Here is a 24349-nt window from a genome sequence, read left to right as displayed (position 1 = left end):
ACCCACCCCAACACCCCCACACCCCACCACCCGTCCCCCTTTCGAGTTCACCTCACCCGGCTCCCCGGCCGCGCCCCCGGAAACCCGGACAAGCTGGCATGTCCACCCATGCCCCGCGCGCACCCGAAGGGCCCACCACGATGCCCACCCCACCCCCACCCCTCGCCGGAACCACCACCGGCCCCGCCGCCCTGCGCCCCCTCATCGACACCGTCCTCACCGCACTCCACGACGGAGCCCACCGACGCGACGGCCCCCTCCCCGCCGGCGGCCCCGACGCCGTCACCCCACGGATGCGCACCGCCACCCACCCCCTCATCCCCGACCACGGCACCGGCCCCCACAACGCCCTGCGCACCCTCGTCACCGCCCTCACCGAAGGCGCCGCAGACCCCGCCGACCCCCTCTGCACCGCCCACCTCCACACCCCACCCCTCGCCCTCGCCACCGCAGCGGACCTCGCCGCCTCCGCCCTCAACCCCTCCATGGACTCCTGGGACCAGGCCCCCGCCGCCTCCGCCCTCGAAGCCGACACCACCGCCGCACTCGCCGCCGAGATCTACCCCCACCAACCCACCCCCGACGCACTCATCACCACCGGCGGCACCGAAGCCAACCAACTCGCCCTCCTCCTCGCCCGCGAACGCAACGGCCCCGTACAGACCATCTGCGCCGCCAACGCCCACCACAGCATCACCCGCGCCGCCTGGCTCCTCGGCCTCCCCCAACCCGTTGTCATCCCCGCCCCCACCGGCGTCATGGACCTCGCCGCACTCGACGAAGCCCTCACCCGACACGACCACCCCCTCCTCGTCACCGCCACCGCCGGCACCACCGACACCGGCCAGATCGACCCACTCGCCGACATCGCCGACCTCTGCGCCACCCACGGCGCCGAACTCCACATCGACGCCGCCTACGGCGGCCCCCTCCTCTTCAGCCCCACCCACCGAGGCAAGGTCCACGGCCTCGACCGCGCCCACAGCGTCACCCTCGACCTGCACAAACTCGGCTGGCAACCCGCCCCCGCAAGCATCCTCGCCGTCCCCCACCGCCACCACCTCGACCCACTCCACCACCAAGCCCCCTACCTCAACGCCGACGACGACACCGAAGCCGGCCTCCCCGACCTCCTCGGCCGCTCCCTGCGCACCACCCGACGCCCCGACGCCCTCAAGATCGCCGTCACCCTCCAGGCACTCGGCCGCACCGGAATCGCCGACCTCATCGACCGCACCCTCACCACCGCCCACCACCTCGCCGACCTCATCGCCAAAACCCCCACCCTCGACCTCTACGACCGCCCCACCATCAGCACCGTCCTCTTCCGCCCCACCGACGCCGACGACACCACCGTCGCCACCATCCGCCGCACCCTCCTCACCCGCGGCCAAGCCGTACTCGGCCGCGCCCACACCGACAACCGCCTCTGGCTCAAAGCCACCCTCCTCAACCCCCACACCACCCCCGACCACCTCCGCACACTCCTCGACCTCGTCAACCAACTCGCCAACGACCTCGCGGAAGGCAACACCCCCCGATGACCGACCTGCCCACCCCCGACACCGACCAGCCACACGACCTCATCGGCATCGGCATCGGCCCCTTCAACCTCTCCCTCGCCGCCCTCGCCCACGGCATCCCCGCCAACCCCCGCCCCCTCACCGCCGCCTTCTACGAACAACGCCCCGCCTTCCACTGGCACCCCGGCCTCCTCATCGACGGAGCCAGCCTCCAAGTCCCCTTCCTCGCCGACCTCGTCACCCTCGCCGACCCCACCAGCCCCTGGACCTTCCTCAACTACCTACGCAGCCGCGACCGGCTCTTCCCCTTCTACTTCGCCGAACGCTTCCACATCCAACGCGCCGAATACGACGCCTACTGCCGCTGGGTCACCGACCAGCTCCCCGGACTCCACTTCAGCCACCAGGTCGACGCCGTCCGCTGGAACAACCAACGCGAACTCTTCGAAATCGACTTCACCCAACTCGACAACGAAGGCGAAGCCGAAGCACTCGGCCGCGCCCACACCCGCAACATCGCCCTCGGCATCGGCACCGAGCCCCACATCCCCGAACCCCTCAAACCCCTCACCGAAGCCGAGAACGTCCCCGTCATCCACTCCGCCGACTACCTCCACCACCGACAAGAACTCCTCGAAGCCCCCCACATCACCGTCATCGGCTCCGGACAATCCGGCGCCGAAATCTTCCTCGACCTCCTGCGCGCCCGCCCCACAGGCCACGAAAACCTCCACTGGCTCGCCCGCACCCAGGCCTTCGCACCCATGGAGTACTCAAAACTCGGCCTCGAACACTTCACCCCCGACTACAGCCGCTACTTCCACGCCCTCCCCGAATCCGTACGCGACGAACTCGTCCCCCACCAATGGCAACTCCACAAAGGCATCGACGCCGACACCATCGCCGCCATCCACGACGAGCTCTACCGCCGCACCCTCCACGGCGGCTGGCCCGACACCACCCTCACCCCCGGCGTCTCCGTACGCACCGCAGGACGCGTAGCCAACACCCGCATCGAGCTCCACCTCGAACACACCCAACAGAACACCCGCAGCCGACTCACCACCGACGCCGTCGTCCTCGCCACCGGCTACCGCGAACGCCCCCTCGACCGCATCCTCACCGGCCTCGACCCCTACATGCGCCGCGACGCCTCCGAACGCCCCCGCATCGACGACCGGTTCCGCCTCGTCCTCGACCCCACCGTCACCGGCAACGTCTACGTACAGAACGCCGAACGCCACACCCACGGCGTCGGCGCCCCCGACCTCGGACTCGCCGCCTGGCGCAGCGCCACCATCCTCAACGACCTCACCGGCACCAACCCCTACCCCCTCCCCGAACGCACCGCCTTCACCACCTTCGGCCTCACCCCCCACAACCCCTGCGTCCCCACCCAAGGACCCGACCTCATCCCCCTCGCCCGGAACACCTGACACCCACCACACACAGAAGGCGGCCGCCCCCTCCCGAAGGAGAAAACGGCCGCCCACCAGAACAACCGGCTAGAACACCGGCGTGCCCTCACGCGTCAGACGCCAGTCCACCGAAGCGAACTGCGCACCATCCACCGAACCCTTCGCCTGCACCCAGGCAATGATCGTGTTACGGATCTCCTCCGAATTCGCCCACAACTGCTCGGCACCCGCCACATGCGGGAAGTTACCGCCACCACTGGCCCGGTAATTGTTCACCGCCAGCACGAACTCCGCCGCCGGATCGATCGGCTTCCCCCCGAACGAAAGATTCACGATCCGCGAACCATTCGGCTTCGCAATATCGATCTCGTACGTCAGACCCGACACCGCGTCATAGTTGTAATCCGGAGTGCTGTCCGCATTCGTCAACTTCGCCGTGTCCACCGGAGCACCCACCGGAGTCTGCACGTAATACCGCGCCGAGAACTCCAGGTAATCCTTCAGCTGCGCACCCGTCAGCAGACGTGCCTCAAGCGTGTTCTCGAACGGATACAGACCCGCCGCATCCTTGATCGTCACATCACCGGCCGGGATCTGCGCCGTACGCGAGAAACACGACGCCTGCGAAAGCACCGGAAGCGCCGCATACGCACCACCCGCCAACGCCGCCTTCACCGTCTCCGCCTGGACCACATTGATCAGATCGATGATCGGCTCGTCCTTCCAGGCCGCCTCCGCCGTCGCCATCGCCGCCGTCGACGTACCGATGACCTGATTGACGTACGCCACCACCTTCTTGTGCTCGTCCGCCAGCAGCCCCGTGATCTTCGGGTCCTCCGCCACAGTGTTGGAGTTCAACACCTGCGAACCCGCCTTCTCCACCACCCAGCGGCCCTTCTCCCACACCAGATCGAAGTCGAACAGCGTCAACCGCTGCCCCCACTTCAACGGCTCCGAAAGCACCACCTTCTTGCCGGTCCGCTTGTTCTCCACGAAATACTCGGGGATCTCCTGGTGCGCGTGCCCGACCAGAATCGCGTCGATCCCCGGCACCTGCTCGGCCACCAGACCCGCCGCATTCTCCACGTACGGAATCTGATCACCGTACGACGACGTACCACTGCTCCCCGAGTGCGCCGAGACGATCACCACATCCGCACCCATCGAACGAAGCCGCGGCACGAACTTCGCCGCCTGCTCCTCCAGCCCCGGGAACACCATCTTCCCGCTGACATTCGCCTTGTCCCAGATCGCGACACCCGGATTGGTCAGCCCCAGAATCGCGACCTTCACATCCCGGCCGTGCGGAGTACGCAACCGCTTGATGACATACGGAGCGAACGCCGGCCGCAACGTCTTCGCATCCAGCGCGTTCGCCCCCAGCAGCGGGAAGTCGCACTGCTCCTCGAACTTCCGCAGCACCGGAATGCCGTAGTTGAACTCATGGTTGCCCAGCGCCGCCGCGTCGTACCCGATCGCGTTCATCGCCTGAGCCATCGGATGCACCGGACCACGCTTCGCCGTGATCGGATCGATCTTGGCGTAGTAGTACGACAACTGGGTGCCCTGGATAGTGTCGCCCGCATCGATCATCAACGTGTTACGACGACCCTTCTCCCGGCGCACCTGATCCACCAACGTGGAAATCTTCGCCAAGCCGACATCGTTGTGCGCCTTGTCGTCGAACTCCTTGTCGGTGAAGTAGTCCCAGTTGAAGACATTCCCATGCAGATCGGTGGTGCCCATCACCGTGAACGAGTACCGCTTCGGCGGACGCCCATGACCGTGCCCATGGCCATGACCATGAGCCGTGGCAGGCACCGCGGAACCCCCCGCGATCGCCACACCCGCACCGGCGGCCGCCGATGTGCCCAGGAACGTCCTACGGTTCAGCGGCATTTCGTCTCCCACATCTCAGTTCTCACGCAGCTCTGTACTCGCACGACGCAGCTCCCCGACAACAAGGACCACCGCGCACAACGCGCGTAGATAATGACCCAGGAGCCACACCCGGCAACACCCCCTGCGGGTTTCGATCTGATGACCACCCGCTGTCGGACCCGGATGCGACAGTGGACCCATGACCAACACCCCACCGTCCTACGGCACCCCCGAACACCCCCGCGTCGCTGTCCGAGGCGAAGCCCGCCTCGAAGTCGACCCCGAAATCGCCCGCATCGGCATCACCGTCACCACCCGCGGCAAGGACCGCCGCAACGCCCTCGAAGACCTCACCCGCCGCAACAACCAAGTCCTCGAACTCGCACGCTCCTACGGACAAGCCGTAGAAAAACTCGAAACCGGCGCATTCTCCATCACGCCCGAACTCACCCAGAAAGGCCGCAACGAACAAATCCACGCCTACCACGGCCGCGTCCACATCACCGCCGTCCTCAACGACTTCACCGCACTGGGCGAACTGACCACCCGAATCGCCGACCTCGAAATGACCCGCGTCAACGGCCCCTGGTGGGGCCTGCGCCCCGACTCACCCGCCCACGGAACCGCCCGCCGCCAAGCCGTCCACGAAGCCGTCCAACGCGCCCGCGAATACGCCGACGCCCTCGGCGCCCAGCTCACCGCCCTCGTCGAACTCGCCGACCTCGGCGCGGAGAACGCCGCCCCGGCCGCCCTCCCCGCACCCGGCGCCATGCGCGGCCGCGCTGCCTTCGGCGGAGCAGCACCCGAACCCGCACCCGCCCTCGACCTCGAACCACAACGCCAGACCGTCTACGCCCAGGTCAACGCCCGCTTCCTCATGTCACCGCCAAAACTCTAGAAAAATGCTCATCCGAGCACCCCGCCGCACAATTCAACACTTGTCAACAACCCTTCACCCAAAGGTCGTTGAGCAGTCACGGCACACCAATCAACTACCCGTAGGTAAGGTCTAGGGTCGAACCATGCGCCGAGCAAAAATCGTTTGTACCCTGGGCCCCGCCGTCGACACATACGACCAGATCAAGGCACTGGTCGAAGCGGGAATGGACATCGCCCGCCTCAACCTCAGCCACGGCACCTACACCGAACACGAAGAGCGGTACCACCACGTACGCAAGGCCTCCGACGAGAACGGACGCAGCGTCGGCATCCTCGCCGACCTTCAAGGCCCGAAGATCCGCCTCGGACGCTTCCTCGAAGGCCCCGTACTCCTTGAACGCGGCGACAACTTCACCATCACCGTCGAACCCGTCGAAGGCGACCGCCACACCTGCGGCACCACCTACGACGGCCTCGCCGCCGACGTCACCACCGGCGAACGCATCCTCGTCGACGACGGCCGCGTCACCCTCGAAGTCACCGAAGTCGACGGCCCCCGCGTCCACACCACCGTCATCGAAGGCGGCATGGTCTCCGACCACAAGGGCCTCAACCTCCCCGGCGTCGCCGTCTCCGTCCCCGCACTCTCCGAGAAGGACATCGAAGACCTCCGCTGGGCCCTGCGCACCGGCGCCGACATCATCGCCCTCTCCTTCGTACGCAGCGGACGCGACATCGAGGACGTCCACCGCATCATGGACGAGGAGGGCCGCCGCCTCCCCGTCATCGCCAAGGTGGAGAAGCCCCAGGCCGTCGAGAACATCGACGGCATCGTCGCCGCCTTCGACGGCATCATGGTCGCCCGCGGCGACCTCGGCGTCGAAATGCCCCTGGAACAGGTGCCGATCGTCCAGAAGCGCGCGATCAAACTCGCCAGGCGCAACGCCAAGCCGGTCATCGTGGCCACCCAGATGCTCGACTCGATGATCGACAACTCCCGCCCCACCCGCGCCGAGGCCTCCGACGTCGCCAACGCGGTCATCGACGGCACGGACGCGGTGATGCTCTCCGGCGAGACCAGCGTGGGCAAGTACCCCATCGAGACGGTCCGCACGATGTCCCGCATCGCCGAGGCCGCCGAGGAGGACATCCTCACCAAGGGCCTCCCGCCCCTGACCGACCGCAACAAGCCCCGCACGCAGGGCGGCGCGGTGGCCCGCGCGGCGGCCGAGATGGGCGACTTCCTCGGCGCGAAGTTCCTGGTCGCCTTCACCCAGAGCGGCGACACGGTCCGGCGCCTCTCCCGCTACCGCTCGCCCATCCCGCTCCTCGCCTTCACCCCCGACCCGGCCACCCGCTCCCAGCTGAACCTGACCTGGGGCGTCGAGACCTTCCTCGGCCCGCATGTGGATTCGACGGACGCGATGGTCGCCCAGGTCGACGAGGAGCTGCTGAGGATCGGCCGCTGCCGGAAGGGCGACGTCGTCGTCATCACGGCCGGCTCCCCGCCGGGCGTCCCGGGCTCGACGAACCTGGTGCGGGTGCACCGCATCGGCGAGGACGACAGCCCGAAGTAGGCCGGTCGTCAGTACTTCGGCCCGACGTGGGCGTCCATCAGCGCGACGGACGCCCGTCGGGCGACGGAGATGTTCCGGCTGTTGGCCTGCTTCCAGTGAACGCCGACGAGGTCCAGGGCATCGGTGAACAGTCCCAGGATGTCGGCTGACAAGTTGGTGAAGAAGTACCGGGGGTACTCGTAGCGTTTTTGCTCGCCACCGATGAGTCTCGTGGTCCAGTTGGTGACTCGGCATCCGTCGGAGTGGATCAGACCGCGGATGAATTCCCAGGGGTGGGTACGCACGATCCGCTGTTGCCAGGGTTCGAGAGAGATCGTGCGCTCGTGCTTCTTGCCGGGGCCGTGCTGGGGGAAGAGACACGGCCAGTGCTTGCTGTAGCAGGTCACGTTCTGGCAGCCCTGACGCTGAACTCGGAACACCTTGTTGCCGGGGCGCACGAGCTGCATGGCTTCGGCGCAAGCGTCGATGAGACCGGGCCAGCTGTCGGCGCAGGCGATACGGAGGAAATGCACGCCCCTCTTGCTAGAGCTGATGCAGCCGTCGCCGAGATAGAGGCCCAGCAAGTAGGCGTACGCAGCGGGGACTTCAGGATCACTCGGCATGTCGCTGCACCGCGGACAGCCCGCAGCGCGCCCCCTGCCGAGGGGATCTGTTCGTGTCTGCCACGAACGGATTGCGGCGCGCGAGATGCCGGTCTGCTTGCTTACGGAGTTCTGGCTGAAACCCTGCGCGACGAGGGCCAGAGCGCGCTTGCGCGTATCAAGGTCGTACACCAGGCCGAGCCTGTCCGGTATCCAGGCAACCTGGAGGCGGAACAAGCCAGCATTCACACGTTCACGTGAAGCCTAGCCATTCTTCGGCGGCCTTGGAATCGAAGGAAAAGTACCCCGAGTCGGACTCGAACCGACACTGTATGGGTTTTGAATCCATTGTCTCTAACCAATTGGACTACCGGGGCTCGCTGAATCGTAGGTTTCCCCCGACCCGCTGCCCGACCACCTTACCGCAGCTGGGTAGGCTCTTGGCAGCAGTACCCCTGCCTTGATCAAGGAGCCCCGTGACCACGCCCGAGTCGCCCCAGCCCGCCGACGACGACAAGTCGCACGTTCCGCCGCTGACGACCCGCGTCGTCATCGCCGAGGACGAGGCGCTCATCCGTCTCGACCTCAAAGAGATGCTGGAGGAAGAGGGCTACGCGGTCGTCGGCGAGGCCGGGGACGGGCAGCGGGCCGTCGAGCTTGCTCGGGAGCACCGGCCGGATCTGGTCATCCTCGATGTGAAGATGCCGGTCCTGGACGGGATCTCCGCGGCGGAGAAGATCGCCGAGGAGTCCATCGCGCCGGTCCTGATGCTGACCGCGTTCTCGCAGCGCGATCTCGTCGAGCGGGCCAGGGATGCCGGGGCGATGGCGTATCTGGTGAAGCCGTTCAGCAAGAGCGACGTGGTGCCGGCCATCGAGATGGCGGTGTCGCGGTTCGCGGAGCTGAAGGCGCTGGAGTCCGAGGTCGCGGATCTCGCGCAGCGGCTGGAGACGCGGAAGCTGGTGGACCGGGCGAAGAGCATTCTGCAGACGGATTACGGGCTCTCCGAGCCTGCCGCGTTCCGGTGGATCCAGAAGACGTCGATGGACCGCCGGCTGTCGATGCAGCAGCTTGCCGAGGCGTTGATCGAGGATGCCGAGGAGAAGAAGAAGGCGGCCGAGTAGGTCGTACGCGAGTACGAGGAAGGCCCGCGTCCCGGACATCCGGGACGCGGGCCTTCCTCGTGTGCGTCAGTCCTCGCCGAGATACGCCTTGCGGACGGACTCGTCGTGGAGGAGGTCCGCGCCGGTGCCGGAGAGGACGATCTTGCCGACCTCCATGACGTGGCCCTGGTCCGCGAGGGAGAGCGCGGCCTGGGCGTTCTGTTCGACGAGCAGGATGGTGGTGCCCTGGGCCTTGAGCTCGACGATGGTCTCCATGATCTTCTGCATCATGATCGGGGAGAGGCCCATGGAGGGTTCGTCGAGCATCAGGAGTTTGGGCTGGCACATGAGGGCCCTGCCCATGGCGAGCATCTGCTGTTCGCCGCCCGAGAGGGTTCCGGCGGCCTGCTTGCGGCGTTCCCCGAGGATGGGGAAGAGGTCGTAGGCGCGCTGGATGTCCTTCTCGATGCCTGCCTTGTCGTTGCGGAGGTAGGCGCCGAGCTGGAGGTTCTCGGTGATGGTGAGCCGGGGGAAGATGTGGCGTCCCTCGGGGGAGTGGGCGAGGCCCAGGGAGACGACCTTGTGTGCGGGTACGTCGGTGAGCGGTTTGCCGTCGAAGACGACGCGGCCGCCGGCCGGCTTGAGCAGGCCGGAGAGGGTGCGCAGGGTGGTGGTCTTGCCGGCGCCGTTGGTGCCGATGAGGGTGACGATTTGGCCGGCTTCGACGGTGAAGGAGATGCCCTTGACGGCTTCGATCTTGCCGTAGGCGACGCGGAGGTCCTCGACCTCCAGAAGTGCGGTCATCGGGTGTCCTCCTCCTCGGTGCTGGTGCTGGTGCTGGTGCTGGTGCCGGTGCCGGTGCTGGTGTCGGTGGTGGCTGCGGTCTTGGCGGTGCCCGCCTGCGCGGCTCCGGCTTCCGCGGCTTCGACCTCGGCGGCTTCGACCTCGGCGGCTTCTTCGGCGCCGGGGGCGCCTTCGAAGGGGGTGCCGAGGTAGGCGGCGACGACGCGTTCGTCGCTCTGGACCTCGGTCGCGGTGCCTTCGACGAGCTTCTCGCCCTGGACGAGGCAGGCGACGCGGTCGCAGAGGTTGAAGATGAACCGCATGTCGTGCTCGATGACGAGGACGGCGATGCCCTGGTCACGGATGGCGAAGATGAGTTCTTCGGTGACGCGGGTCTCTTGCGGGTTCATGCCGGCGGTGGGCTCGTCGAGGAGGAGGAGTCCGGGGTCGCTGGCGAGGGCGCGGGCGATTTCCAGCTTGCGCTGGTCTCCGTAGGGGAGGTTGCGCGCGAGGTGGTCGGCCTTGTCGGCGAGGCCGATGAACTCCAGGAGTTCCATGGCGCGTTCGCGGCTGGCCTGCTCGGCCCTGGTGAAGCCGGGGAGGCGCAGGAGGGCGGACCAGAGGCCTTCCTTGGTCCTGGTGTGGCGTCCGACGAGGACGTTTTCCAGGACGGTCATGTTGGCGAAGAGCCGGATGTTCTGGAAGGTGCGGGCGATGCCTGCCTGGGTGACGAGGTGGGGCTTGGGCGGCAGGACGGTGCCTTTGTAGCTGACCGTGCCCTCGGTGGGGACGTACAGGCCGGTGAGGCAGTTGAAGAAGGTGGTCTTGCCGGCTCCGTTGGGGCCGATGAGGCCGACGATCTCGCCCGCGTTGACGGTGAGGTCGACGTTGCGTACGGCGGTGAGGCCGCCGAAGCGCATGGTGACGCCGCTGGCGTCGAGGACGGTGGTGGCGGTCTTCGTGGTGGTCATGGTGGTCACGCCCCCGCCTTGGCGACGCCGGCGCCGGTCTTTTCGGACTGTTGTGGTTCCGGTACGTCGGGCTGGTCGTTCTCGTGGAATTCGAGCTGCTTCCTGCGGTCGGCGACCAGTCCTTCGGGGCGCAGGCGCATCAGGAGGATGAGTGCGATGCCGAAGAGGAAGAGCTGGTAGTCCTGCATGAACTGGAGTTTGGCCGGGATGAGGTAGAGCAGTGCGGCGCCGACGAGGGGGCCGCTGAGGGTTCCCATGCCGCCGAGGATGACGGCGGCGAGGAGGAAGGCGGAGTTGGGGGGTACGGAGCCGGCGAACTGGTACTGCTCGGGCGTCACGGTGTAGTTGACGTGTGCCTGGACGGTTCCGGCGAGTCCGGCGAGGGTGGCGCCGAGGGCGAAGGCGAGCAGTTTGAGCCGGAAGGCGTTGATGCCCATGGCGGTGGCTGCGGTTTCGTCCTCGCGGATGGCGACCCAGGCGCGGCCGATGCGGGATTCTCCGGAGCGGCGGAAGACGAGGACGACGACGGCGGTGAAGACGAGCATCAGCAGGTAGTAGTTGGCGGACCTGCCGAGGTCGAAGCCGAGGATGTTGTGTTTGAGGCCGAAGTCGAAGCCGAAGAAGTTGAGGTCGGGGATGCTGGGGATGCCCTGGGAGCCGTTGGTGAGGTCGGGTCCGCTGTTGCCGTTGAGGTTGTTGACGGTGAGGCGGAAGATTTCACCGAAGCCGAGGGTGACGATGGCGAGGTAGTCGCCGCGCAGTCGCAGGGTGGGTGCGCCGATGAGTACGCCGAAGACGAGTGATGCTCCGGCGCCGGTGAGGACGGCGGCCCAGAAGGGGAATTCGACGCCGATGGCCGACATGGTGGAGCCGGAGACCAGGGCGGCGGCGTAGGCGCCGACGCCGAGGAAGGCGACGTATCCGAGGTCGAGGAGGCCGGCGAGGCCTACGACGACGTTGAGGCCGAGTGCGACGGTGCCGAAGATGAGGATGTTGGCGCCGATGAGCGCGTATTCCTCTTTCTGCTGGGTGAAGGGGAAGCAGACGGCTGCGACGAGGGCTGCGGCGAGGGTGATGTTGCGGTGCTTCGCGGTCAGTGCGGTGAGGCGGGAGACGAGTCCGGCCCGGTGGAGTGCGGTGAAGGCGAAGCCGACGGTGATGAGGAAGCCGATGAAGAGTTCGGTGTAGTCGGTGTCGATGCCGTAGGCGAAGACGTAGAGGCCGATGCCGAACGCGGCGACGATGATGAGGATTTCGGCCCAGGAGGGGAGGGCTTTGGGGCGGGGGGCCTGGGGGGCGCCGAGGCTGTTGCGGAAGCGTTGCCAGGCGGTGGTTTCGGTGTCGGCGAGTGGCTGGTCGCCGGGGAGTCCGAGTGCGGTGACGGCGGCGATGAGCGCGCCGATGCCGCTGACCCAGGCGCCGGGTTCCAGGTTGACGATGCCGCCGAGGTCGTAGGCGATGGCGCCGATGGTGTAGCCGGTGGTGCCGAGGGTGCCGAGGGCGAGGAGGCGGGCGGGGCTGTTGGTGCCGCCGGGGGTGAGCCAGCGCAGGCCTCGGATGCCGTACCCGGACAGGGTGAGGAGCAGGGTGAGTGCGGCGCTGATGAGGGTGAGGACCTGGAGGCCGCCGGGGTAGCCGGTGACGGTGAGGTCGCCGGGGAATTCGTCGGTCCAGGTCCAGGCGAGGAAGGTGCCGGCGAGGGCGACGGCGGCGCCTGCGGTGGTGCCGATGCGGGCCGCTGCGGTGGGGATCGGCAGGAAGGGGGCGGGGCCGGGTGTGGTGGTGTGGTTGGTGGTCATCCGTATCACGCCCGATCCGCGACGCGTTCGCCGAGCAGGCCCTGGGGGCGGAGCAGCAGGACGATGATGAGGAGGACGAAGGCCCATACGTCCTTCCAGGCGCCGCCGCCGAAGAGGTCCATGCCGGGGACGTTGCTCATGTAGCCGGTGGCGAGGGATTCGGCGATGCCGAGTACGACGCCGCCGAGCATGGCGCCGTAGATGTTGCCGATGCCGCCGAGTACGGCTGCGGTGAAGGCTTTGAGGCCCATGATGAAGCCCATTTTGAAGCCGATCTGGCCGTTCTTGAGCCCGTAGGCGACGGCGGCGACGGCGGCGAACGCGGCACCGATGGCGAAGGCCATGACGATGATGCGGTCGGTGTTGATGCCCATGAGTTTGGCGGTGTCGGGGTCCTGGCTGGTGGCCTGCATGCCGCGGCCGGAGCGGGTCTTGGAGACGAAGAGCCCGAGGGCGATCATGCAGATGGGTGCCGTGATGAGGACGAAGAGGTCACCGCGTTGGATGTGGGCGCCGAAGATGTCGATCGCTTCGCCCTTGAACTGGGGGAAGGAGCGGTCCTTCTTGGCGTCGGGGTACCACTTCCAGATGGCCTGCTGGAGTGCGAGGGAGAGTCCGATCGCGGTGATCAGCGGGGCCAGTCGGGGGGCGTTGCGCAGGGGCCGGTAGGCGAAGCGTTCGGCGGCTGCGCTGACGGCGACGGAGCATATGACGCCGCCGATGATCATGAGGGGGATGATTGCGAGGAGGGAGACACCGGCCGGCATCCAGAGGTACACGGTGAGAGCTCCGAAGCCTCCGATCATGAAGATCTCGCCGTGGGCGAAGTTGATGAGCTGGATGATTCCGTAGACCATCGTGTAGCCGATCGCGATGAGTCCGTACATCGCGCCGAGGATGAGTCCATTGGCCAGCTGTTGCGGCAGTTCGTTCACCGCAGGGCCTCCGTGGAGTGGTTCGGATATGGCACCGCGCGGGGGCGTTGGTGGCGCTCCCGCGCGGTCTGGGGGGTCAGGCGTGGGCCCGGGAGCTTGTTACGGCTTGTAGGCCTCGCTGAGCTTGGAGGTCCACTTGCCGCCGTTGACCTGGTAGGCGGTCATCATGGTGTTGGTGGTGTCGCCGTATTCGTCGAAGGAGACGGGGCCGGTGACGCCGTCGAACTTGACCTTGGCCATGGCTGCGAGGACCTTGGCGCGGGCGTCGTCGCCGCTGGGGAGCTTGCCGCCGTTGTCGGCGACGGCGATCTTGACGGCTTCGATGATCGACCAGGTGGCGTCGTAGGTGCCGCCGCCGTAGGCCTCGTAGGCGTCCTTGTATCCGGCGGTCTTGTAGTCGGCGATGAACTTCTTGGCCGAGTCGAGTTCCTCGACGGGCTTGCCGACGGAGGTGGCGATGTCGCCCTGGGCCTTCTTGTTGAGCTTGATGAAGTCGGCGCTGTACATGCCGTCGCCGCCCATGAGGGGGATCTGGACGCTGTCCTTGAGCTGCTGGCTCAGGGGTGCGCCGGCGGGGTATTCGCCGCCGTAGTAGACGGCTTTGGCGCCGGACTTCTTGACCTGGGTGACGACGGCGTTGAAGTCGCGGTCGTCGGGGTTGACGTGGTCGGAGCCGACGATCTTGCCGCCGAGGGTGGTGAAGGTGTTCTTGAAGGAGGCGGCGAGACCGGCGCCGTAGGGCTTCTGGTCGTCGATGAGGTAGACCTGCTTGACCTTCGCGTTGTTGAAGAGGTATTTCGCTGCGAAGGCGCCCTGGATCTGGTCCGTGGTGGCGGTGCGGAAGTAGGTCTTGAAGGGGCGCTTCTTGTCGCCGGTCTTCCAGTTCTCGCCCTGGGTGAGCTCGGTGCCGGTGTTGGCGGGGGAGACCTGGGTGAGGCCGGCGTCGTTGAGCGGCTTCTGCATCGACTGGGAGACGCCGGAGTTCAGGGGGCCGACGACGCCGACGACGGTGTCGTCGTCGATGAACTTCTGGGCGTTCTGCTGGCCGACGGAGGGCTGTGCCTGGTCGTCGAGGGGCTTGACCTCGAATTTGATGCCGGGGACGGTGTTTTCCTTGTTGGCCGTCTTGGCGGCGAGGTCGGCGGAGTTCTTGATGCCGAGGCCGAGGGCGGACAGGTCGCCGGTGATGGGCGCGTCGACGCCGATGACGACGGTCTGGGTGCCGCCGCTGTCGCTGCTCTTCTTGCTGTCGTCGCGCGACCCGCAGGCGGTGAGGGTCAGTGCTCCGGTCGTGAGCACGGTGGTGAGTATGAGCAAAGAACGGTGTCGCACGAAAGGTCCTTTCCCTGGCGCGGCCTCCTCTGCTTGAGGTGCCGTGTCGTTCGCCGGGCCGTACTGGGTGGTACAGGGCCGTGCTGCAGACGCGCCCGGCGGCGCGGTGACTGGCGGTGACTCTAGGCGCAGGTGTGGGGGTCGGGGATGGGTCCGCCGCAGGATGTGACTGTCTTGTTATGCCGTTGAGCAAGGCTTGAGGTGGCTGTGCGGACATGTACGGCTTTTTACCGGACGGTGAAGTGACCACATTCTGAGAACGCGCAGCTCTGCTAAGGGGCTTGAGTCGATCATGGTGCTGTCGTGCCAGGTGGGGAGGGGTGCGGTGCGCGAGGGCATGGCGAGGTGCCCGGCGGCTGCGGGGGCCGGGCTCGGGGGCCGCGTGGGGGCGTCCGCGGATCGGATGCCGGTTACGCAGTGTCACGTCGGTGGTGATGTGGTCGACGCGGTGTTGTGTGCGTGGAGTGCGGGCCGGTGCGTGTGGGGGTGCCGAGTTGGCCACACAACGGTGTTCCGGGTCAAGGGAGTTGGCGTTTTCCATTGCCAATTCCCGGTGTTGGACGGGCGGTTGCGGGCGGGAATGACGCTGCCCGGCCGGATCGTGTTCCGGCCGGGCAGTGGTGCCGCGGTGTGTTCGGTGTGTGTTCCGGTCCGTCAGGCGGCGTCGGGCCGGGGGGCGTCGCGGAGCATGCAGGTGAGGCGTGCGGTGCAGACCCGCTTGTCCTGTTCGTCGGTGATGGCGATCTCGTACGTGGCGGTGGAGCGGCCGCGGTGTACGGGGGTGGCGACGCCGGTGACGAGTCCGCTGCGTACGCCGCGGTGGTGGGTGCAGTTCAGGTCGACACCGACAGCGAGCTTGGTGACGCCGCCGTGGAGCATGGAGCCGATGGAGCCGAGGGTCTCGGCGAGGACGGCGGAGGCGCCGCCGTGGAGGAGTCCGTAGGGCTGGGTGTTGCCCTCGACGGGCATGGTGCCGACGACGCGGTCCGCGGAGGCTTCGACGATGGTGACGCCCATGCGTTCGCCGAGGTGGCCGGCGGAGAAGAGTGCGGGCAGGTCGACGCCGAGTGCGGCGTACTCGTCGATGATCTCCTGGGGGAACTTGGGTGCGGTGTGCTCGCCCATGGGCCGGCTCCGATCGTCTGCGGTGGTTCACGGCTTCGATGCTGTGTGCACCGTTCTTATCAGACGACTGAGCGGATGCTTAGGCCTGTCCGGTGGCCGTGCGGCCGCCCCGGGACCGGGGCGGCCGGCGCCCGCGCCCCCGTACCGCTCCTCGTTCAGCCGCTCGACGAGCCGGGGCTCGCCGTACCGGTGTTCTCGAAGCGGATGACGACGGACTTGCTGGCCGGGGTGTTGCTGGTGTCGGCGGTGGAGTCGAGGGGGACCAGCACATTGGTCTCCGGGTAGTAGGCGGCGGCGCAGCCCCGGGCGGTCGGGTAGTGCACGATGCGGAAGCCGGGGGCGCGGCGCTCCACGCCGTCCTTCCATTCGCCGACGAGGTCGGTGTACGCGCCGTCGGGCAGGTGGAGGGTGCGGGCGTCGTCGGGGTTGACCAGGACGACGCGGCGGCCGCCCTTGATACCGCGGTAGCGGTCGTCGAGGCCGTAGATGGTGGTGTTGTACTGGTCGTGGGAGCGCAGGGTCTGCAGCAGCAGCCTGCCTTCGGGGAGTTCGGGGTACTCGACGGGTGCGGCGGTGAAGTTGGCCTTGCCGGTCGTGGTGGGGAAGCGGCGTTCGTCGCGCGGGGCGTGCGGGAGGGTGAAGCCGCCGGGGTGCGCGACGCGGGCGTTGAAGTCCTCGAAGCCGGGGACGACGCGGGAGATGCGGTCGCGGATCGTCGCGTAGTCCTTCTCGAACTCCTCCCAGGGGGTGGCCGATCCGGGGCCGAGGACGGCGCGGGCGAGGCGGGCGACGATGGCGGGCTCGGAGAGCAGATGGGGTCCGGCGGGGGTGAGGTTGCCGCGCGAGGCGTGGACCATGCTCATGGAGTCCTCGACGGTGACGAACTGCTTGCCGCTCGCCTGGACGTCCTTGTCGGTGCGTCCCAGTGTCGGCAGGATCAGGGCGCGGGTGCCGGTCACGGCGTGCGAGCGGTTGACCTTGGTGGAGACGTGGACGGTGAGGCGGGCGCGGCGCATCGCGGCCTCGGTGACGTCCGTGTCGGGGGTGGCTGCGACGAAGTTGCCGCCCATGGCGAAGAAGACCTTGGCGTCGCCGTCGCGCAGGGCCTGGATGGAGCGGACGACGTCGTAGCCGTGGTGGCGCGGTGAGGTGATCCCGAATTCCCTGTCGAGGGCGTCGAGGAAGGCGGGGGCGGGGCGCTCGAAGATGCCCATGGTGCGGTCGCCCTGCACGTTGGAGTGGCCCCGGACGGGGCAGACTCCGGCGCCGGGGCGGCCGATGTTGCCGCGCAGCAGCAGGAAGTTCACGACTTCGCGGATGGTCGGTACGGAGTGCTTGTGCTGGGTGAGGCCCATGGCCCAGCAGACGACGGTGCGCTTCGAGGCGAGGACCATGGCGAGCGCCTGCTCGATGGCGGCGCGGTCGAGGCCGGTGGCGGCGAGGGTCTGCTCCCAGTCGGCCTCGCGGGCCGCCCGGGCGAATTCCTCGTAGCCGTGGGTGTGTTCCCGTACGAAGGCTTCGTCGACGGCGCCCTCGGTCTCCAGGATCATTCTGTTCAGGAGCCGGAAGAGGGCCTGGTCGCCGCCGATCCGGATCTGGAGGAAGAGGTCGTTGAGCGCGGCGCCCTTGATCATGCCGAGCGGGGTCTGCGGGTTCTTGAACCGCTCCAGGCCGGCCTCGGGGAGCGGATTCACCGAAATGATCTTCGCGCCGGCCGCTTTGGCCTTCTCCAGGGCGGAGAGCATCCGGGGATGGTTCGTGCCGGGGTTCTGTCCGGCGACGATGATCAGGTCCGCCCGGTGGAGGTCTTCCAGGGAGACGCTGCCCTTGCCGATGCCGATGGTCTCCGTCAGTGCCGAGCCGGAGGACTCGTGGCACATGTTGGAGCAGTCGGGGAGGTTGTTGGTGCCGAATTCGCGGGCGAACAGCTGGAGCAGGAACGCGGCCTCGTTGCTGGTGCGGCCCGAGGTGTAGAAGAGGGCCTCGTCGGGGGAGGCGAGCGCGTTCAGCTCCTCGGCGATGATGTCGAAGGCGCGCTCCCAGGTCACCGCCTCGTACCGGTCGGCGCCCTCGGGGAGGTGCATCGGCTGGGTGATCCGCCCCTGCTGGCCCAGCCAGTACCCGCTGCGGGTGGCGAGGTCGGCGACCGGGTGCGCGGCGAAGAAGTCGGGGGTGACCCGGCGCAGCGTCGCCTCCTCGGCGACGGCCTTGGCGCCGTTCTCGCAGAATTCCGCCGTGTGCCGCTTGTCGCCCTCGGGCCAGGCGCAGCCGGGGCAGTCGAAGCCGTTCTTCTGGTTGACCTTGAGGAGGGTCTGTGCGGTGCGCCGTACGCCCATCTGCTGCTGGGCGATGAGCAGGCTGTGGGCGACGGCCGGGAGCCCGGCGGCGGCGTGCTGCGCCGGCTCGACCCGCGGTGCGTCCTGGACCGGATCTCCTGTGGGCGGCTTGGTGGCCATTGCGTGCTCCCCTTTGAGCCGACTGCGAAGCCGCGCGGTGCGCGGTGTGCATCGAGGCTGTCCGTGTTCCTCTTCCGATCCTGTCACGCGGCACCGGCTCACGGCAGCGACGGGGAGGGCGGCCAGTGGGGCCGGTCGGGAATGTCGGTGGTCCGTGGCAGGATCGGGGGCGTGGCTGAGACGGCATCGAAGAAGACGGCAGACAACCGACCGCGCCTGCTCCTGATGGACGGGCACTCCCTGGCGTACCGGGCGTTCTTTGCGCTGCCTGCGGAGAATTTCACGACAGGGTCGGGGCAGCCGACGAACGCGGTGTACGGCTTCGCGTCGATGCTCGCGAACACGCTGCGTGACGAGGCGCCGACGCATTTCGCGGTGGCGTTCGACGTCTCCCGCAAGACCTGGCGCTCGCAGGAGTTCCCGGAGTACAAGGCGAACCGCTCGAAGACCCCGGACGAGTTCCGGGGGCAGGTCGAGCTGATCGGTGAGCTGCTGGACGCGATGCGCGCGGACCGTTTCGCGGTCGACGGCTTCGAGGCGGACGATGTCATCGCCACGCTGGCCACGCAGGCCGAGGCGGCCGGCTTCGAGGTGCTGATCGTCACCGGTGACCGGGATTCGTTCCAGCTGATCACGGACAACGTCACCGTGCTGTACCCGACCAAGGGCGTCTCGGAGCTGACGCGTTTCACCCCTGCGAAGGTCGAGGAGAAGTACGGGCTCACGCCGCGGCAGTACCCCGACTTCGCGGCGCTGCGCGGCGACCCGTCGGACAACCTCCCGGGCATCCCCGGTGTGGGTGAGAAGACCGCCGCGAAGTGGATCAATCAGTTCGGTTCGTTCGACGAGCTGGTCGAGCGCGCCGAGGAGGTCAAGGGCAAGGCCGGGCAGAATTTCCGGGACCACCTGGACGCGGTGCGGCTGAACCGCCGGCTGACCGAGATGGTCCGTGACGTGGAGCTGCCGAAGACCCCGCAGGACCTGGAGCGCGCACCGTACGACCGCACCGCGGTGACGGGTGTGCTGGATGTACTGGAGATCCGTAACCCGAGCCTGCGCGAGCGGCTGCTGGCCGTCGACCCGGGCGCGGCCGAGGACGAGGCCCCGGCGCCCGCCGCGGGCGTCGAGCTGGACGGTGCGGTGCTGGGCGCGGGTGAGCTCGCGCCCTGGCTCGCCGAGCACGGCGGGCAGCCGCTCGGCGTGGCCACGGTCGACACCTGGGCGGTGGGCAGCGGCACGGTCACCGAGATCGCGCTGGCCGCGGCGGACGGTGCGGCGGCCTGGTTCGACCCGGCCCTGCTCGACGAGGGCGACGAGCAGGCGTTCGCCGCCTGGATCGCCGACGCGGACCGGCCCAAGGTCATGCACAACGCGAAGAGCGCCATGCGGGTCTTCCCCGAGCACGGCTGGCAGGTCGACGGCGTCACGATGGACACCGCGCTGGCCGCCTATCTGGTCAAGCCCGGCCGCCGTTCCTTCGCGCTGGACGCGCTGACGGTGGAGTACCTGGGCCGTGAGCTGGCCCCCGCCGCGGCGTCCGACGGGCAGCTGGCCTTCGGCGCGGACGACCAGGCCGAGGCCGAGTCCCTGATGGCGCAGGCCCGCGCGGTCCTGGACCTGGGCGACGCGTTCACCACCCGGCTCGCGGAGGTCGGTGCGGCGGAGCTGCTGCACGGCATGGAGCTGCCGACGTCCGCGCTGCTGGCCCGTCTGGAGCGGCACGGCATCGCCGCCGACCGGGCCCACCTGGAAGGCATGGAGCAGCAGTTCGCCGGTGCGGTGCAGCAGGCGGTGAAGGAGGCGCACGCCGCGGTCGGCCGCGAGTTCAACCTCGGTTCGCCCAAGCAGCTCCAGGAGGTCCTCTTCGGCGAGCTGGGCCTGCCGAAGACGAAGAAGACGAAGACCGGGTACACCACGGACGCCGACGCGCTGGCCTGGCTCGCCGCGCAGACCGAGCACGAGCTGCCGGTGATCATGCTGCGCCACCGCGAGCAGGCCAAGCTGCGGGTCACGGTCGAGGGCCTGATCAAGACGATCGCGGCGGACGGCCGTATCCACACCACGTTCAACCAGACGGTGGCGGCGACGGGCCGGCTCTCCTCCACCGACCCCAACCTGCAGAACATCCCGGTCCGTACGGACGAGGGCCGGGCCATCCGCCGCGGCTTCGTCGTCGGCGAGGGCTTCGAGACGCTGATGACGGCCGACTACAGCCAGATCGAGCTGCGGGTGATGGCCCACCTCTCCGAGGACGTGGGCCTGATCGAGGCGTTCACCTCCGGCGAGGACCTGCACACCACGGTCGCCTCGCAGGTCTTCGGCGTCGACAAGTCGGCCGTCGACCCGGAGATGCGCCGCAAGATCAAGGCCATGAGCTACGGACTGGCGTACGGGCTCTCCGCGTTCGGTCTCTCCCAGCAGCTGAACATCGAGGCGGGCGAGGCGCGCGGCCTGATGGACACCTACTTCGAGCGGTTCGGCGGAGTGCGTGACTATCTGCACCGGGTGGTCGAGGAGGCCAGGGCCACGGGATACACGGAGACGGTCTTCGGCCGCCGCCGTTACCTCCCCGACCTCAACAGCGACAACCGTCAGCGCCGCGAGATGGCCGAGCGGATGGCGCTCAACGCACCGATCCAGGGCACGGCCGCGGACATCGTCAAGGTCGCCATGCTCCAGGTCGACCGGGCGCTGACCGAGGCGAAGCTGAAGTCCCGGATGCTGCTCCAGGTCCATGACGAAATCGTGCTGGAGATCGCCGGGGGCGAGCGGGCTCGGGTGGAGGAGATCCTGCGCCGCGAGATGTCCACGGCCGTGCAGTTGCGCGCCCCGCTGGATGTCTCGGTGGGCGTCGGTACGGACTGGGAGTCCGCGGCGCACTGACCCGCCGGAGGCGCCGGACGGGCCGGGGACATGCTGCCCCGGCCCGCCCGGACCCCTGTGCTCTAGGCCCTGTCGTCAAACTGCCGCGCGGCAGACGGCAGTTTGACGACAGGGCCTAGGTCCGTTCGGCGGTCGCCGGTGCGGCTGTGCGCGGCCGTCGCAGCCGCATCCACGCCCCGTACAGCACCAGGCCCGCCGCCAGCCCCGCCCCGGCGCCGAAACAGGCGGTCGGGATGATGTCCAGCGGGGTGTCGATGTGCCCGAAGTACGCGTACCAGCGTGCGCACCGGTGGGCGACACCGAGCAGTACGCAGACGCTCAGCAGTACCCCCGCCGACCAACGCGCCCGGCGGTCCAGCACCGGCACGGACGGCGGGGCCGGGCGCGCCCCGGTCCGCTGCAGCCCCGACGCCGTGAACCAGGCGAGCACGGCCAGGGCCACCGCCGAACTGCCGTACTGCACCAGCTGGAACACCGGAAGTCCGCCGGCGCTCCCGTCGAGCAGCGGCACCAGGCGCACACCCCACCGGTCGTGATGGGTGAAGGCGTCCCAGACGACATGGGTGGCGGCCCCGATCACCGCCGACAGCACGAACCCGGCGGCCTCCCGGGCGCCCCGGGCCCCGCGCCGCCCCCGCAGGAACGCGTGCACCCGCCCCTGCCAGGCTCTTGGCAGCAGCGCCACCAGCGGTTCGCGCAGCAGCAGCCACAACGCCACCACGGCCGCGGTGATCAGCACATCGACCGTGAACACACCCCAAACCGAGTGGGTGACCTGCCCGAACTCCATGGCGCCGGGAACCGCGGTGTCCGCGTAGTACGTCATGTCGGGGGCGAACGATCCCGCGACGAGGACCGAGGCGAACAGCGGCCCGCGCGCCGTTCCGTCCCGCCGCATCCCGGGGAGAACGGCAGCGGCATGACTCAGTGTGAACGGCATGGCGGCAAGTATGGGCGAGCCGTCGTCGCCCGCCCGACCACCGCCGTACGACTTGCTGTCCGGAACGTGAAAAAGAGGTAAGAACCGGTCAGTGCACGGTGTCCCGGCGGCACAAGTTGCCGTAGGGTCGCCTGAGTCCTGCTGCTGGGGAGCGCGGACAGTCGTCGAAGGGGAGGGGCCAGAGCTTATGGCAGCGCAATTCGGTCGTCGACTTCGCAAGGGGGCGACCACCACTGCTGTGGCCGCCGTCGCCGTGGCGGCGCTCTCCGCCTCGGGAGTCCCCGGTGCCACGCTGGTCACCGACAGCGGTGACCAGCAGTCCACCGGGACGACGCCTCCGCCCGACGACAGCGCGGCCACCGGCAACTCGCCGTACTACACGGACCTGCCCCCGCTGAACACCCCCAACAAGCCCGGTACGTCCACGAATCTGCCCGTCACCGGCAGCGCGGAATCCGGCATCCCGGCCTCGATCCTGGCCGCGTACAAGAAGGCCGAGCAGACCCTCGACGACACCGACGCCGCCTGCCGGCTGCCCTGGCAGCTGCTCGCGGCGATCGGCAAGGTCGAGTCCGGCCAGGCCCGCGGCGGCAGGGTCGACGCGAACGGCACCACGTTCTCGCCGATCCTCGGCCCGGTCCTCGACGGCCGGGGCTTCGCCATGATCAAGGACACCGACAACGGGGCGTACGACGGGGACTCGACCCACGACCGTGCCGTCGGCCCGATGCAGTTCATCCCGTCCACCTGGGCGACCTGGGGCCAGGACGGCAACGGCGACGGCCGCAAGGACCCCAACAACATCTACGACGCGGCGCTCGCCGCCGGACGCTACCTCTGTGCCAGCTCCCGCGATCTGTCCCTCGCCGCGGACCTCGACCGGGCGGTCCTGAGCTACAACCACTCGGACGCCTATCTGCGCACCGTCCGCTCGTGGTTCGACTACTACAACCGCGGCACCCACGAGATCCCCGACGGGACCGGCACCGTGCCGCCCGGCCTCGGCGGAGGTACGGACCACAGCTCCGGCAGCCCGAGCCCGTCGCCCTCGCCGTCCGGGGGGCCGAAGCCGAAGCCGAAGCCCGAGCCGAGCCCGGACCCGACGAAGCCGGGTGGCGGCGGATCGACCAGCCCGACCCCGCCGACGACCCCGCCGGCCCAGACTCTCGCAGGCGTGGAGAACGCCGGTACCGGCACGCTGACCGCCACCGCGGGCGACGCCTTCGCCGAGCGGATCAAGGTACGGGCCAGGAACCGCCTCGGCGGCCCGCTCGCCAAGGTGTCCGTGACCTTCACCATCGCCGGTGACACCGACGCCGCCTTCAACGGCGGGAAGAACGCCGTCACCCTCCTCACCGGAGCCGACGGCACGGTCACCGCCCCGGTGCTCAAGGCGGGCGAGAAGGCCGGGAAGTTCACGGTGCGGGCCACCGCCACCGGCCGCTCGCTGCCCCCCGTCACCTACACCGCGACCGTCACCGCCCGCCAGGCCGACGCGATCGCCAGGACCGACGACAAGGCACTGACCGCGGCGCCCGGCACCGAGTTCGCCGACACCGTCGAGGTCAAGGCCACCTACAAGGGCGCGCTCGCGGCCGGTGTCGCCGTCACCGCCACCATGATCACCGACGCCGAGGAGCCGGCCGAGAACGACAAGGGTCCCTACTTCAAGGACGCCGACGACAAGCCGGTCCGCACCCTCACCGATCTGAGGACCGGCGCCGACGGCATCCTGAAGCTCCCCAAGATCTACGCCGACGACAACACGGGCACCTACAAGCTGCGCCTCACCACCGAGGGCGGCGCCACGATCGTCATCGAGCTGAAGGTCGAGGCCCCCGAGGCACCCGCCGTCTGACCCCGCCCGGCCGCACGAACAGCAGCCCCTCCGCCACCACCCGGCAGAGGGGCTGTTCTACGTGTTCTCATCTCGCGCCCGCGTTGCTACGGTGCCCCAACCCTGACGACCCATCAGATCCATGCTCTCCGGGAGGACCGGCATGCGTGCTCTCGTCGCCGCCGTCATCGGGCTGGCCGCAGCCCTCGCACTCGTCCTCACCATCAGCGCGATCGGCGCCCCGCCGGGAGAGACCTCGCCCAAACCCCTGCTGACCACCGTCCCGGGCCCCAAGAACTAGTGCCCCTGCGGCACTGACCACCGGA

18 protein-coding genes and 1 tRNA gene are annotated in these 24349 nt (G+C 68.5%); 8 read left to right on the top strand and 11 right to left on the bottom strand.

From position 1 onward, the window contains the following. The first annotated feature begins 98 nt into the window (after positions 1-98). Both BT364_RS01060 and BT364_RS01055 read left to right on the top strand, forming a co-directional pair. The gene (locus tag BT364_RS01060) at positions 99-1544 is read left to right on the top strand and encodes a pyridoxal phosphate-dependent decarboxylase family protein (RefSeq protein ID WP_256259548.1); all 1446 of its coding nucleotides are present in this window, start codon (positions 99-101) and stop codon (positions 1542-1544) included. After that, positions 1541-2959: a lysine N(6)-hydroxylase/L-ornithine N(5)-oxygenase family protein gene (locus BT364_RS01055; protein WP_072483135.1), complete on the top strand. Its 1419-nt coding sequence runs from the start codon at positions 1541-1543 to the stop codon at positions 2957-2959. Before BT364_RS01060 ends, BT364_RS01055 begins: the two co-directional genes overlap by 4 nt. Positions 2960-3028: 69 nt before the next feature. Here the strand turns inward: BT364_RS01055 and BT364_RS01050 are convergent, their stop codons facing one another. After that, positions 3029-4840: a bifunctional metallophosphatase/5'-nucleotidase gene (locus BT364_RS01050; protein ID WP_072483134.1), complete on the bottom strand. Its 1812-nt coding sequence runs from the start codon at positions 4838-4840 to the stop codon at positions 3029-3031. A gap of 181 nt (positions 4841-5021) precedes the next feature. Between BT364_RS01050 and BT364_RS01045 the strand changes: the two genes are divergently transcribed. Further along, entirely contained in the window at positions 5022-5720 is a 699-nt protein-coding gene (locus tag BT364_RS01045; RefSeq protein ID WP_072483133.1) for an SIMPL domain-containing protein, read from the top strand. Between the two features lie 124 nt (positions 5721-5844). Continuing rightward, the gene (gene pyk / locus BT364_RS01040; protein WP_072483132.1) at positions 5845-7278 is read left to right on the top strand and encodes a pyruvate kinase; all 1434 of its coding nucleotides are present in this window, start codon (positions 5845-5847) and stop codon (positions 7276-7278) included. Positions 7279-7286: 8 nt separating this feature from the next. Here pyk and BT364_RS01035 read toward each other — a convergent pair whose 3' ends face one another. Both BT364_RS01035 and BT364_RS01030 read right to left on the bottom strand, forming a co-directional pair. Next, a complete protein-coding gene (locus BT364_RS01035; protein WP_072483662.1) occupies positions 7287-8051 on the bottom strand; it encodes a helix-turn-helix domain-containing protein in 765 nt (254 codons plus the stop codon). Between the two features lie 110 nt (positions 8052-8161). After that, a tRNA-Leu gene (locus tag BT364_RS01030) sits at positions 8162-8236 on the bottom strand. Between the two features lie 99 nt (positions 8237-8335). On the opposite strand from BT364_RS01030, the gene BT364_RS01025 reads away from it, so the two are divergent. Beyond that, on the top strand, positions 8336-8983 hold the full coding sequence (locus BT364_RS01025; protein WP_072483131.1) for an ANTAR domain-containing response regulator: 648 nt from the start codon (positions 8336-8338) through the stop codon (positions 8981-8983). Between the two features lie 66 nt (positions 8984-9049). On the opposite strand, the gene BT364_RS01020 is transcribed toward BT364_RS01025, so the two are convergent. The 7 genes from BT364_RS01020 to BT364_RS00990 all read right to left on the bottom strand — a co-directional run bounded on the left by BT364_RS01020 (position 9050) and on the right by BT364_RS00990 (position 18363). Beyond that, positions 9050-9766: an ABC transporter ATP-binding protein gene (locus tag BT364_RS01020; protein WP_072483130.1), complete on the bottom strand. Its 717-nt coding sequence runs from the start codon at positions 9764-9766 to the stop codon at positions 9050-9052. Beyond that, a complete protein-coding gene (locus BT364_RS01015) occupies positions 9763-10725 on the bottom strand; it encodes an ABC transporter ATP-binding protein (protein ID WP_072483129.1) in 963 nt (320 codons plus the stop codon). The genes BT364_RS01020 and BT364_RS01015 overlap by 4 nt, the downstream gene beginning before the upstream one ends. Further along, a complete protein-coding gene (locus BT364_RS01010; protein ID WP_072483128.1) occupies positions 10722-12515 on the bottom strand; it encodes a branched-chain amino acid ABC transporter permease in 1794 nt (597 codons plus the stop codon). Before BT364_RS01010 ends, BT364_RS01015 begins: the two co-directional genes overlap by 4 nt. Before the next feature lie 5 nt (positions 12516-12520). Continuing rightward, positions 12521-13450, bottom strand: coding sequence for a branched-chain amino acid ABC transporter permease (locus tag BT364_RS01005; protein WP_072483127.1), 930 nt, complete (start codon positions 13448-13450; stop codon positions 12521-12523). A 99-nt stretch (positions 13451-13549) separates the two neighbouring features. Further along, complete coding sequence (locus tag BT364_RS01000) at positions 13550-14767, bottom strand: branched-chain amino acid ABC transporter substrate-binding protein (protein WP_072483126.1); 1218 nt, start codon at positions 14765-14767, stop codon at positions 13550-13552. Between the two features lie 669 nt (positions 14768-15436). After that, positions 15437-15907, bottom strand: coding sequence for a PaaI family thioesterase (locus BT364_RS00995; RefSeq protein ID WP_072483125.1), 471 nt, complete (start codon positions 15905-15907; stop codon positions 15437-15439). A 155-nt stretch (positions 15908-16062) separates the two neighbouring features. Beyond that, positions 16063-18363 carry an FdhF/YdeP family oxidoreductase gene (locus tag BT364_RS00990; RefSeq protein WP_072483124.1) on the bottom strand — a complete coding sequence of 767 codons (2301 nt, stop codon included), beginning with the start codon at positions 18361-18363 and terminating at the stop codon, positions 16063-16065. 171 nt (positions 18364-18534) lie between these two features. On the opposite strand from BT364_RS00990, the gene polA reads away from it, so the two are divergent. Next, complete coding sequence (gene polA, locus BT364_RS00985; RefSeq protein WP_072483123.1) at positions 18535-21246, top strand: DNA polymerase I; 2712 nt, start codon at positions 18535-18537, stop codon at positions 21244-21246. 115 nt (positions 21247-21361) lie between these two features. Here polA and BT364_RS00980 read toward each other — a convergent pair whose 3' ends face one another. Continuing rightward, on the bottom strand, positions 21362-22186 hold the full coding sequence (locus BT364_RS00980; RefSeq protein WP_072483122.1) for a DUF4184 family protein: 825 nt from the start codon (positions 22184-22186) through the stop codon (positions 21362-21364). Between the two features lie 187 nt (positions 22187-22373). On the opposite strand from BT364_RS00980, the gene BT364_RS00975 reads away from it, so the two are divergent. Further along, positions 22374-24044, top strand: a complete 1671-nt coding sequence (locus BT364_RS00975; protein WP_072483121.1) for a lytic transglycosylase domain-containing protein — start codon at positions 22374-22376, stop codon at positions 24042-24044. 142 nt (positions 24045-24186) lie between these two features. After that, entirely contained in the window at positions 24187-24324 is a 138-nt protein-coding gene (locus tag BT364_RS39725; RefSeq protein WP_107408142.1) for an SPW_0924 family protein, read from the top strand. Positions 24325-24349 lie beyond the last annotated feature (25 nt).

The sequence above is a fragment of the Streptomyces atratus genome (assembly GCF_900119365.1).
Classification (GTDB): domain Bacteria; phylum Actinomycetota; class Actinomycetes; order Streptomycetales; family Streptomycetaceae; genus Streptomyces; species Streptomyces atratus_B.
The sequence above is the reverse complement of the archived record's forward strand: the minus strand, read 5'-3'. Positions and strand labels throughout refer to the sequence as shown.

What these genes read in the sequence shown, in the direction of transcription:
- BT364_RS01010 (WP_072483128.1), bottom strand. Translation starts at nt 12,515, where the DNA reads ATGACCACCAACCACACCACCACACCCGGCCCCGCCCCCTTCCTGCCG.
- BT364_RS00995 (WP_072483125.1), bottom strand. Translation starts at nt 15,907, where the DNA reads ATGGGCGAGCACACCGCACCCAAGTTCCCCCAGGAGATCATCGACGAG.
- pyk (WP_072483132.1), top strand. Translation starts at nt 5,845, where the DNA reads ATGCGCCGAGCAAAAATCGTTTGTACCCTGGGCCCCGCCGTCGACACA.
- BT364_RS01050 (WP_072483134.1), bottom strand. Translation starts at nt 4,840, where the DNA reads ATGCCGCTGAACCGTAGGACGTTCCTGGGCACATCGGCGGCCGCCGGT.
- BT364_RS01060 (WP_256259548.1), top strand. Translation starts at nt 99, where the DNA reads ATGTCCACCCATGCCCCGCGCGCACCCGAAGGGCCCACCACGATGCCC.
- BT364_RS01045 (WP_072483133.1), top strand. Translation starts at nt 5,022, where the DNA reads ATGACCAACACCCCACCGTCCTACGGCACCCCCGAACACCCCCGCGTC.
- BT364_RS00990 (WP_072483124.1), bottom strand. Translation starts at nt 18,363, where the DNA reads ATGGCCACCAAGCCGCCCACAGGAGATCCGGTCCAGGACGCACCGCGG.
- BT364_RS01020 (WP_072483130.1), bottom strand. Translation starts at nt 9,766, where the DNA reads ATGACCGCACTTCTGGAGGTCGAGGACCTCCGCGTCGCCTACGGCAAG.
- BT364_RS01055 (WP_072483135.1), top strand. Translation starts at nt 1,541, where the DNA reads ATGACCGACCTGCCCACCCCCGACACCGACCAGCCACACGACCTCATC.
- BT364_RS00980 (WP_072483122.1), bottom strand. Translation starts at nt 22,186, where the DNA reads ATGCCGTTCACACTGAGTCATGCCGCTGCCGTTCTCCCCGGGATGCGG.
- BT364_RS39725 (WP_107408142.1), top strand. Translation starts at nt 24,187, where the DNA reads ATGCGTGCTCTCGTCGCCGCCGTCATCGGGCTGGCCGCAGCCCTCGCA.
- BT364_RS00975 (WP_072483121.1), top strand. Translation starts at nt 22,374, where the DNA reads ATGGCAGCGCAATTCGGTCGTCGACTTCGCAAGGGGGCGACCACCACT.